This is a genomic window from Sphaerobacter sp., from assembly GCF_019683595.1.
Taxonomy (GTDB): Bacteria; Chloroflexota; Chloroflexia; order Thermomicrobiales; family Thermomicrobiaceae; genus Sphaerobacter.
In genome coordinates this window covers 1-9,635 of record NZ_JADGHZ010000133.1, presented here as the reverse complement: position 1 = coordinate 9,635, position 9,635 = coordinate 1, and the positions used below count along the sequence as shown (strand labels likewise).

Sequence of the window (9,635 nt, the reverse complement as noted above, 5' to 3'; positions counted from 1 at the left end):
TGACGCCGAGCGCGAGGACCGGGTCCTGCTCGCTGAAGCCGATCGTGACCACGCGCTCCGGCTGCTCCGGGATCTCGGTGGTCCCGAACTTGTGCTCGATCGTGACCGGGAAGGCGCCGGACGTGCCCGTGGCGGCAGGAGTTGCCGTCGTCCCAGCCGTCGGAGTGGCCGCCGCTGCTTGCCTGGATTCCGGTGAAGGTGTCGCCGCGCTCGTGGAGCCCGTTGCGCTCGCCGGTTCGTCCTTGTCTCCGCAAGCCGCCAGGATCGCCGCCAGCGGCACCGCCGCGCTCCCACCCGCCAGCACGCGCAAGAAGCGCCGCCGCGTGAGTCTCGTGGGCTGCATGCCCCGATGGCTCCCCGGCGTCGTCCCCGGTCTTACGAATCCCATCCCTCTCCCTTTCCACGTTTCTCGCCGCGCCGGTCCCGGCATCCTGGGAGCGGATCCCCGGCCGCTCCGCTGATCGTCGCCCGGCTCATCGGCACAGCGACGCCGGTGTGGTTCCCGATCGCACCCCGCGTCGGTGCGTCACCATGTCGTGCCCCGTGCACCGCGTCGTGATTCGACCGATCCGTCCACGACTAGTGACGGGCCACGATCCCACCTGCTATACTCGCGACGAGCGGCAGCGCGACGCTCGTCGCCTGCCAATTCTCCGGCGCCGGTTACGTCGGGCTCGGCTCTCCGCCGCATCGCCCGACTCGCGCGATAGCCGGAGCCGGGCTAATCCCGACCGAATTAGTCGGAATTAGTCTAGAGATTCCCTGTTGCCATGTCAAGTGGAACGTGTCCATCGGCGTAGCCCTGCGCTGGCCCTTTCCGCCTGCCGATGCCGGTTCCGCGCGCGGCGGCGCGTGCCCGGTGTTTGAGTCCTGCGACGCGGCGGCGTTGCACGCGCGTGGCCTGGGGCCGGGGCGAAAGCCGGCTGGAGAACGATTTGGAGTGCGGCGGCCCGAGCCGCCGCTTTGGTATGGCGAGGCCTCAGCCGCGCCGGGATCAGTTCCGCACCGGTGTCATGACATGGGTTGGATGGTTCGGAGGATCGCGCGCTGCGATCCCAGTCCAGGGAAAGGTGGTGCAACGGATCTCACCGCTCGGCCTGTGCCCGGGGCTAAAACCGCCGGGCTGACAAGGAAAAGCCCGCTGAAGCGGGCTGGGGACGTGGTCCCCGGTGGGTGCCGGATCGGATCCGCCTGCGCGTGGTCATCGTAGCCCCTTCAATGGGCTTACCAAGATATCAGCCCGGCGGCTTTAGCGCCGGGCACGGGCCGAGCGCGTGCACCCATAGCCGTCGACGCTCCCAAGACGGAATGGGGGGCACATGGCATCCGCCGACGCCACCGGACCCGGCGTGATGCCGGGTCCGGCTCGGCTCACGATGCCATTCACGGGAGCGGCGGCTCGTAACCGGCGCTACTCACATGGCCAGTTCCAGGGGGCGACTTTGAGCCCGCGGATCAGCAGCGGGAAGGGGCTCGGCATCTCTCCGACCGGTACTTCGATCAGCACCGGGCGGTCGTGCTTGAGTGCCTCGCGCAACGCGACCCGGAGTCCCTCGGGACCCTCGGCGCGGCGGCCTTCGACCCTGAACAGTTCGGCGAGCTTGACGAAGTCCGGGTTCCGCAGCTCCGTGGCGATGTGGCGGCCGTTGAAGAACTGCTTCTGGAAGGCGTGCACGTTGCCGTAGCAGTTGTCGTTGAAGACGATGGTGATCACGGGGATGTTGTGCAGGGCCATCGTCGAGAGTTCCTGGACGTTGAACATGAACCCGCCATCGCCGTTGATCGAGATGACCCGCCTGTCGGGGTTACCGACCTGCGCGCCGAGCGCCGTGGCGAAGCCGTAGCCGAGCGTGCCCTGGTAGCCGGGCGCGATAAAGGTCCGCGGCTCGTAGACCGGGAAGCCGACCCAGTTCCAGTAACCGACCTGCGTGCTCTCGTTGACGACGATCGCGTCGTCCGGGATCTCCTCGCGGATCGCCATCGCGTACGAGGCTTGCGGCTGGATCTCGAAGAGGAGGTCGTCGATTCGCTCCTTGAGCGCGGTCAGTTCCTCTTCGCGGGACGGGCGCTTGCGGTTGTGGCGTGGGACGCGGTCGACGAGTTCCGCCAGGCCCGCCCGGGCGTCGGCCGCGATGCCGAGTCGCCGGCCGCGGCGGCCGTTCACGCTTGGCTCCGCGTCGAGGTGGATGACCGTCTGGTTGCCGTTCGGGCCCCACTCGGTGACTTGTGGCAGCGCGAAACGCGTCCCGACGGCCAGGATCACATCGGCGGCCGGCATGAGCTCGCGCGCCGCGATCATGTTCTGCGCCAGGTAGTGGCGGGCCGAGAGCGCGCCTTTCCCGTTGACCGTCATCACGACCGGCGCCTGGAGCAGCTCCGCGAGCTCCCGCAGCTCCTCCCAGGCCTCGGCGGCGTGGATGCCGCCTCCAGCGAAGATGAGGGGGCTCTTGGCTCGGCCGAGCTTCTTGGCTGCGGCCTCCAGCAGATCCGGATCGCCGGCCGGTCGGGCTGAGCGCTTGTCCACTACTGGCAGGGAGACATCCTCCGCCGCGGCCAGCACGTCCGGCGGCAGCTCGATCACGACTGGCCGCGGTCGGCCGCTCGCCATCTGCGCGAACGCCTCGGCTACCAGCCCCGGCACCTCTCCCGGTGCCAGCGCCCGCGCCGCCCACTTGGTGAACGACCCCGCCAGCTCCAACTGCCGCGGCACCTCGTGCAGCACCCCCCGCCCCCGGTCGATCAAGTCGCTGGCGATCTGTCCCGCGAGGCACAGCACCGGACTGGAGCAGGCATAGGCCGTGGCCAGCCCGCTGGCCGCATTGAGCAGCCCCGGCCCCGGCACCACCAGGCACACCCCCGGCCGCCCGGTGGTGCGCGCGTAGCCGTCGGCCATGTAGGAGGTGGCCTGCTCGTGGCGGGTATGGATCACCCGGATGCGGTCCTGCACGGCGTACAGGGCGTCGAAGGCCCAGTCGAGCTGCACGCCGGGCAGCCCGAAGATCACCGCCACGTCCTGCGCCAGCAGGCTGGCTGCCAGCGCCTGCCCACCCGTCATCTGTGCCATCACTGCACCCCCTCTCGCCGTCGAGATGCACCGGTGGGTTGCCTGAGTCCGTGCGGACACGCCATCGTGTCGCACTCGCTGGCCCAGGCTGGTCGTTGATGCGATTGTATGACGGTTCTCCTCGAATGCATAGGATGCGCAAGTCATGGGCCGGTAAACCGCGCATCACATCGAACTTACGCTTGTGACATGTGGCGAATCAGTGAGGACCGGTTGCCCCATGAGTGAAGAATCGGCCCCCGCGGGGCAGTGAACGGCCTGTGCCTCGGCCTGCGTAACCACGGCGCCGCCGTGGTGTGTTGCCGCCGGGCGTGGGCCGGTACGAGCACCGGATCACCTGTTTTCTCACGTCGCGCGCGCCACGATGGTGCGAATCATGCGCCGAGAACGTCGGTGGCAGAAGGTGATGTGCGGGGATCGGGTGCTGGTGGTGCGGTCTGCATCGTGCGGCGTTCGGGCCCGGCTGCTGACGGCACCCATGCCTCGGAGAGGGAGTTGTGATGGGATCGACGCAGGATACTCAAGGCGCACGTGACCTGACTCACAGCCTGACCGGGCAGCGGGTCGAGGGTGGCGGCAACGGGCGCCGTGAGGAGCCCGTACCGTCGCAGGAGCGCCTTGCCGTCCGCCGGTATCCCGAGGAGACGGAACATGGGGACGACCCCGGTGACTCGCCGGACCGCGTCGCCGTGACGTGGCAAGCTGCCGGAGGGTGGCTACGCCGCCTGGCGGAGCGCAGCGATGAAGTCGTCTGGGCGCTGGGGCGGGCAAGCGTCCGCGCCTGGAACGCGGCGCGGGTCGCGGCGACATCCTTCGGCGACGAGCTCTCGTCCTGGAGCGCGTCGGTCTCGCCGCGCATGCCACGGCTGCCAGCGCTGTCCAGCCCCGTGCGCGGCTTCCGCTCGCGGCCACGTGAGGAGCGGTCAGCCGTGAAGGAAGGCAGGCACCGAGCCAATGCCCCTGAAGCGCCGGCACGGCTCCCACCACCCGAACTTCGGCTGCGCGAGATTGCCGTGGATGCGTTCCGGGCGCGTCAACTCCGCGAAAGCCTGCACCGGGACGAGGAACAGCGCCGGGAGCGTCTGCGCGCGGCGGTCGCGCTACGGCAACTCCTCGCGAGGCGGCTCGGGATTCAGGTGGAGCCCGTTTCCGGCCGGATCGAGGTCGATGGGGTCTGCTTCGCCGCGCTGAGGGATCCCGAGTCCGGCGCGTTCGACCTGGTCGTGCTGGGCTCGTGCCCGGGGTGCGGTGCGCCGGTCGCCAGCGCCGGGATCCACGACCTCGCCGATCTGGGCCAGGCCCTTGAGGATATGCAACTCCAACGGAACCACTGCGACGAGTGTCGATCCCGCCTCCCCGATGAGACGCCGCCGGTGCCGCTCCCGCCACCGGTTGCAGGCCCGGGCAGCGAATCAGCAGCCGCTGCCGGTGGTGGCGGACGCCGGGAGTCGGGTCGTTCCACGAGGCAACGCTCAACGCCAACCAGCCCTGGTTCGGCGAGCGCGCCCCCGCCCGACTAGTCCGCCCCGACGAGCACGTGGCCCAGGAGGTCGTCGATGTCGGCCGAGGTGAGGTGACCCGCCTGAAGGTCGGATCCCCCGGCGACCAGGGCCTCCGTGCGAATCTGCTCCGGCGACAGGCGCTCGCGCTCGTCCAGGTAGCCCTGCTCAACGAGGTACGTGTATAGCTCGTCGAGCTTGCGCTGCTGGAAGCCTGGGATGACCCGATCCCGCAGCGCGGCGACGATCGCTTTGGCGTCACCACCCAAATCCCGGGCGAGGTCGGTCACCCGGTCGATAAACGTCGCGCTGATGGCGCCGGAGTCGAGCAGGACCGCCCGGTCGACCGGCTTGCCGCGGCCGACGCGCACGGCGTCGAGTACGGTGGCGAGGACGCGGGCGCGCGCGGCCGCACGCTGGTAGACCGCGGGGTCGCCCAGGAGGGTGTCGAGCACACCGCGGGCGGCGAGGTTTTCGGCCTGACCCCAGGTGGCGATGCCGTGTTCGAGGAGCCGGTGGAGGGTGGGGAGGTCGGTCACCACGTACCAAAGGTGGACGCCGCCGATATGCGCGGTGAGCGGGTCGATGCCGGGTACGCGGAGGGCACGGCCGTACTCCTCGCGCGTCATATCCCCTGGAGCTGGCACGGACGTGCGCAGCGGAACCGGATCGGCCAGCGGCAGGCGCTCGAAGTCGGCGAGACCGCGGATCTCGCTCAGGTCGTGCACGGCGTGCGGCAGGTCGGGGTGCTCGCGCAGGATCGCCCGCCACTTGCCGACCTCGTCGTGCTGGGCGGTGAAGTAGAACACCTGGCGGCCCGCGCGGCAGATTTCGATCGTCGCGTCGATGATGGCCCGGGCGCGCTGCTCGTCGCTGTTACCGAGCGTTTCATCGAGCAGGAGCGGCAGGCGCGGACCGTGCTCGGCCTCCTCGATGAAGGCGAGGCGCACCGCCATCAGCAGTTGCAACCGCGTCGCGCTGGAAAGCTCCTCCAGGCTCTGGCCCATGCCCGTCCCGGTGTCGGTCGCGCGGAACGCGGGCGGGGACTCGTCCTGGAACTCGAGGTGGTAGCGGCCGCGGGTGATGCTGGCAAAGATCTCGCGGGCGCGGTGGAAGACGCGGGGCCGAGTGCCGTCACGGGTGCGCTCCTGCACGAACTCACCCAGGACCGCGCCGGCGGCCAGGGCGTACTCCCGCTCGCGCGCGGCGCGCAGGGCAGCTAGCGCGTCGTCCTGCTCGGCGAGAGCGCGCTCCAGGTTCTGCTGCCGCCGCGCGTCACGGATGCGCCCCTCGATGTCGCCGATCTCCCGGGTGATGGCCTCCAGTTCGGCTGCGCGCACCTGCTGCTGGTATAGCTCCTGTCGCAGCACGTCCTCGGCGGCCTCAAGCAGGTCCGGATGATCGGCGAGCGCGCCCGCTGCCGCACGCAGCACCGCCTCGGCGTCGTCGACGGCGCGGACCGCGGCCCGGTAGTCGTCCAGGATGCGGAGCCACTCGTACAGGGGGCGAGGATCCGCTGCGGCGAGACCGAGCGGCTCGAGCAAGGCGCGGCGCTCGTCTTCCAGCCGCGCGATCTCCCGCGTGGCATCCTCCAACGCCTGGCGGGCACGCTCCGCCTGATCGGTCGCGTCGCGCAGGCGCTCCACGCGCGTGGCGAGTTCTTCCAGATACCCGGCCGCGGTCGGCAGGTCGACCGCCGCGGGGTAGCCGAATCGCTCAAGTTCTCCGTTCAGGCGTGCCAGCGACTGCCGGAACCGAGCGCTGGCGAGATTCCGCGCGTTTTCCTGGGCGGCAACCTCGTCGTTGGCACGCTGCCATGCGGCAACGCTGCTGGCGAGGAGTGCCAGCCGAGCCATGTCCCCGTCAACGGTGAGGCCGTAGCGCCGGCGGATCTCCTCGCGCCGTGCTTCGGCCTGGCGCCGGGCGACCGCAAGCTCCTCACGTCGCTGGTCGAGACCGGCCCAGCGCTGGGCGCGCTCGTGCTCCAGCACCGCGTCCCGGAGACGCACGATCAACTGATCGAAGAGCTTTTCGACCTCCTCGGTCTCCCAGGCTGCCGGGCGACCGAGGTCCAGACGCAAGAACTCGCGCTGAATGTTCTCCGCGATCGCCGCCGCATCCGAGGTGGCCGGACGGCGGCGAATGACGACGAGCAGGGCGACACCCACGACGGCGAGCACCAGCAGGGCCGGGTGTACCAGGAGCCCGAGCAGCGCTCCCTCCGCGGTGACGAGGATAGCTGCCGCGACCCCGGCGCGGATCGATCCCGCCTGATCCTCTCGGTCGTGCGATGCAGGCGTCCTCAGCCACTGGCCGAGTAGCCCGATCCCCTGTTGGAGCCGCTGCAAGTCCTCCACGGGCTTCGCGGAGCCGATCCAGGCCTGGACCTCACGCTGCGCTTGTTCTGCCGCGAGCCACCGCGCCAGCTCGTCGGTCGCCTGCACATACGCCGAAAGCCCGTCCCGGTCGAGCGCCGCGACTTGCTCGTCGCTGAGCGCCGGGTCGATCCGGCGACGCGCTTCGGCGCGCAGGTCGAGTGCTTTCTGGTACGCGTGCTCGGCCTGGCGTACCTCCGCCGCGAGGTCCTGCAGGTCGGCATAGTGTCGGCGGAGACGCTCGACGAGGCCGGGGGGCAGCTCGTGGTCCGTCAGCCCGGTCTCCCTTGCGTCCGCCTCGGCGCGCTCCAGTGCGAGCGCTGCCGTCACCCGCCGCTGCCGTGCCGCGGTCAGGCTCGCGTCGATCCGCTCCAGGCGCTCGGCCTCGTCGCCATGCAGGCGAGCCAGCACCTCCGGGAACGCCGCCAGCCGCTCGCGCGCCTCATCGAGTGCCCGGCGCGCCGCGGCATGCGCCAGCGCCTGCTCGAGTAAGGCGGCACGCTCTCCCGCCGCGACCGCCTGCTGTCGCTGCTCGTGCAACTCATCGAGCCGCGCCTCCTCACGCCGCAGGCGCTCGTAGCCCTCCCGGGTGGCCCGCACCGCCTGCTGCGCGGCTCGCACGCGCTCGACGACGTCCGGGGGACGCCCACCGCGGGGCGGGGTGGCGCGGTAGCCGAGCGTCGCGATTGCCCTGGGCACGTCATAGCCTCCGGCCGATTCCCGGAGGATCACCTCGGCTAGCGGGCCACCCGCGTCCTCCTCGCGGAGCAGGTCGTGGAGCGAGAGGAGGTAGCGGTCCCGGTGATCATCCGGTACGGCGACCCGGAGCGGGTCGGTGTCGACCCCGTTGCGCTGGTAGGTCGCATGGCCCGCATCGAAGCCGATGCGCCACTGCTCGTTCCCGAGGTGCAGCGCCCCGCCGAACGCAGCGCGCGACCAGCCATCCGGCAGGGCATCCGGCCAGAGAAGCCCCTGGATGACCCGCGCGGTCGTGGTCTTCCCGGAGGCGTTCGGGCCGTAGACGAGGTTCAGCCCGGGGCTGAGATCGGTGATGCGGAAGCCGCTCGGGATTCCCGGCGTGCGCCGGACCTCGATCTCCGCGACGCGCAGTGCGTCACGGCCGTCACTGCCACGCATCACGCCTCACCTCGCTCCTGGAGCAGGGTGTCGAGCAGGCGCCAGCCCTCCTGCACGAGGTAGCGGCGCGCGAGCGCCGCGTCCGGGGCGGGATCACCGGCGATGTCCCGGTACCACCGGTGGTCGGCGACGGTGCGCAGCGCGGAGACGGTCCGGTCGATCAACGGCCGGTACTCAGGTGGCGGGTCGGCCTCCCCGTCGAGCGCCAGCAGCAACCGGGCCACTTCTCCCGCCGGGTGCGGCGCGGTGGCCAGCGCCCGCAAGTCGATCGCCGGACGGGTATCAATGGTCACCCGCTCGACGAACGCAGTGACGCGCCCACTCGTGTCCGCGAGGCTGAACTCCTCCTCGAACCCGCGCGCGATGCCCCCCAGGGTGCGGTGAAGGGGCGTCCGGCCCGTCAGGCGTACCCGGCAGCAGAGATGCGTGAGTGGTCCCGCGTCGGTCGCTGCCTCTTGAAGGGCGGCGCGGATGGCTGCGACGACGCGCGACCTGGCCTCGTCCTCGTCCGTCGCGCCCGTCAGGTCGACTTCGAGCGACTCGTAGCGGACGGTGGAGAGCGGAACGCAGCGCGGCTCGGGTCGGGAGCCTGAGGTAAGCGTGACGATCCAGGCGCCGCGTACTCCGGTCTCTCCCGGGTCCATCGCCTGGACCGAGCCGGGGTAGAGCACCAACGGGCAGCCTGGCCGCTCATGCAGCGCCGGCGCGTGGATGTGCCCGAGGAGCCAGATGTCGACTGGAGTCTGGTGCAAGTCAGCCAGGGCCACCGGGCAGTAGCGGCTCCCCGGCTGGTCGAGGTCAGCGTGCAGCAAGCCCAGCACCCGGACGCCGTCGTGCGGGCGTCGTGGATAGTCGGGCAGTGGACTGGCGGTCACGCGCTCGGCCGGGAAGGACCAGCCGTCGATGTGGAGCACGGGCCGGCCGTCCCGCACAATGGTGGCGCGCTCCCATGAGCCACCTTCGCCGAGCAGGTGGAAGTTCCCGGCGTCGATCGTGCGGGCCAGGTGGGGGAGGGTATCGTAGTCGTGGTTGCCTGCGACGGAGTAGACGGGGATCCCGGCGTTCGCTAGGTGCTTCAAGCCCCGCTCCAGCGGGCCGAATGCTTCGAACCAGCGGTTGTCGTGGTCGACGAGGTCGCCGCTCAGCGCGACGAGGTCCACCCGCTCGCGGATGGCGCACTCGACGAGCCTCATCCAGGCTTCGGCGCACGAGCCGGCGGCGCCGTCGCCCTCCCACGGCACACGACTGGAGCGACGCCCGAGGTGCAGATCCCCGGCGCAGAGGATACGCACGTGTCCCCCAACCGACGAGACGCATCCCCGCCGGGCCCGACGTTGTCCGGCGGGTCCCAGGTGGATCCTAGCACCATTCACAAAAAGACTGCAAGGAGTGTCAAAGTTGCCGGTCGGTCCTGGGATGCCGTCTTGACCACGGCGCGCTGCTGCGGTACCAAGACGGCGCGGCGGTAAGGCGTCATACGTCATGCATCATACGTCAACCGTGCTGCGTATTGCATGTTCTCCCCTCTCCCACCAGGGGAGAGGGGAGAACATGCAATAC

4 protein-coding genes and 1 pseudogene are annotated in these 9,635 nt (G+C 70.4%); 1 reads left to right on the top strand and 4 read right to left on the bottom strand.

The window, feature by feature from the left end; genetic code table 11:
* Nucleotides 1-343, bottom strand: a pseudogene (locus tag IRZ30_RS12780) (iron-siderophore ABC transporter substrate-binding protein); the annotation flags it as partial.
* A 1,068-nt stretch (nt 344-1,411) separates the two neighbouring features.
* On the bottom strand, nt 1,412-3,064 hold the full coding sequence (locus IRZ30_RS12775; protein ID WP_294085683.1) for a thiamine pyrophosphate-dependent enzyme: 1,653 nt from the start codon (nt 3,062-3,064) through the stop codon (nt 1,412-1,414).
* Nucleotides 3,065-3,564: 500 nt separating this feature from the next.
* Here IRZ30_RS12775 and IRZ30_RS12770 point away from each other — a divergent pair, with 500 nt between their 5' ends.
* Nucleotides 3,565-4,584: a hypothetical protein gene (locus IRZ30_RS12770; RefSeq protein WP_294085682.1), complete on the top strand. Its 1,020-nt coding sequence runs from the start codon at nt 3,565-3,567 to the stop codon at nt 4,582-4,584.
* Here IRZ30_RS12770 and IRZ30_RS12765 read toward each other — a convergent pair.
* Both IRZ30_RS12765 and IRZ30_RS12760 read right to left on the bottom strand, forming a co-directional pair.
* A complete protein-coding gene (locus IRZ30_RS12765) occupies nt 4,581-8,075 on the bottom strand; it encodes a hypothetical protein (protein WP_294085681.1) in 3,495 nt (1,164 codons plus the stop codon). The genes IRZ30_RS12770 and IRZ30_RS12765 overlap by 4 nt on opposite strands.
* A complete protein-coding gene (locus IRZ30_RS12760) occupies nt 8,075-9,559 on the bottom strand; it encodes a DNA repair exonuclease (RefSeq protein ID WP_294085680.1) in 1,485 nt (494 codons plus the stop codon). Before IRZ30_RS12760 ends, IRZ30_RS12765 begins: the two co-directional genes overlap by 1 nt.
* Between the last annotated feature and the right edge of the window lie 76 nt (nt 9,560-9,635).

Bases quoted from the DNA above. Each gene is read 5' to 3' on its own strand.
- IRZ30_RS12775 (WP_294085683.1), bottom strand. From the start codon at position 3,064: ATGGCACAGATGACGGGTGGGCAGGCGCTGGCAGCCAGCCTGCTGGCG.
- IRZ30_RS12770 (WP_294085682.1), top strand. From the start codon at position 3,565: ATGGGATCGACGCAGGATACTCAAGGCGCACGTGACCTGACTCACAGC.
- IRZ30_RS12765 (WP_294085681.1), bottom strand. From the start codon at position 8,075: ATGCGTGGCAGTGACGGCCGTGACGCACTGCGCGTCGCGGAGATCGAG.
- IRZ30_RS12760 (WP_294085680.1), bottom strand. From the start codon at position 9,559: ATGACGTATGACGCCTTACCGCCGCGCCGTCTTGGTACCGCAGCAGCG.